Below are 895 nucleotides of genomic sequence, written 5' to 3'. Positions count from 1 at the left end.
CGACGGCACCGTCGGCGCCAACAAGAACTCCATCAAGATCATCGGCGAGACCACCGACAACAACGTGCAGGCCTACTTTGTCTACGACTCCAAGAAGGCCGGCAGCATGACCACCTCTCACCTGCGCTTCGGCAAGGAGGAGATCCGCGCCCCTTACCTGATCGACAGCTCCGACTTCGTCGCCTGCCACAACTTCTCCTTCCTCGAGAAGTACGACATGCTGGCAAGCGCCAAGGAAGGGGCCACCTTCCTGCTGAATGCCCCCTTCGGCAAGGACGAGATCTGGGCCCATCTGCCCAAAGAGGTGCAGCAGAGAATCATCGGCAAGAAGCTCAAGTTCTACGTCATCGACGGCGTGCGCCTCGGCAACGAGATCGGTCTCGGCCCCCGCATCAACGTCATCATGCAGACCGCCTTCTTCAAGATCTCGAACATCATCCCCCTCGACCAGGCGATCCGCGAGATCAAGGACGCCATCGTCAAGAGCTACGGCAAGGCCGGCGAGAAGGTGCTGGCGATGAACAACAAGGCCGTCGACGTCGCCCTCGAGAACATCGAGGAAGTCGCCGTCCCCTCCAGCGCCGACAGCGCTCTGCGCATGAAGGCCGGCCTCGGCGCCGAGACCCCCGATTTCGTACGCAACACCCTGGGTCCCATCATTGACGGGCTGGGCGACAGCGTCCCCGTCTCGGCCCTGCCCGCCGACGGCACCTTCCCCACCGGCACCGCCAAGTACGAGAAGCGCAACATCGCCGTCGACATCCCCGTGTGGGACGAAGAGCTCTGCATCCAGTGCGGCATCTGCTCCTTCGTCTGTCCCCACGCCACCATCCGGATGAAGATCTACGACGGCGCCGAACTCGGCGGGGCCCCTGCGGCCTTCAAGTCCGTCGAG

The 895-nt window shown here is 63.0% G+C and carries 1 protein-coding gene; it reads left to right on the top strand.

Going from position 1 to position 895, the window contains the following annotated elements; translation table 11 throughout:
• The coding region (locus tag DTF_RS27260; RefSeq protein WP_226989322.1) for a 2-oxoacid:acceptor oxidoreductase family protein at positions 1 to 895 on the top strand (895 nt) is incomplete at both ends.

This window comes from Desulfuromonas sp. TF (assembly GCF_000472285.1).
Classification (GTDB): domain Bacteria; phylum Desulfobacterota; class Desulfuromonadia; order Desulfuromonadales; family ATBO01; genus ATBO01.
Note: the sequence above shows the minus strand (reverse complement) of the source record. Positions and strands in the feature narration are given on the sequence as shown.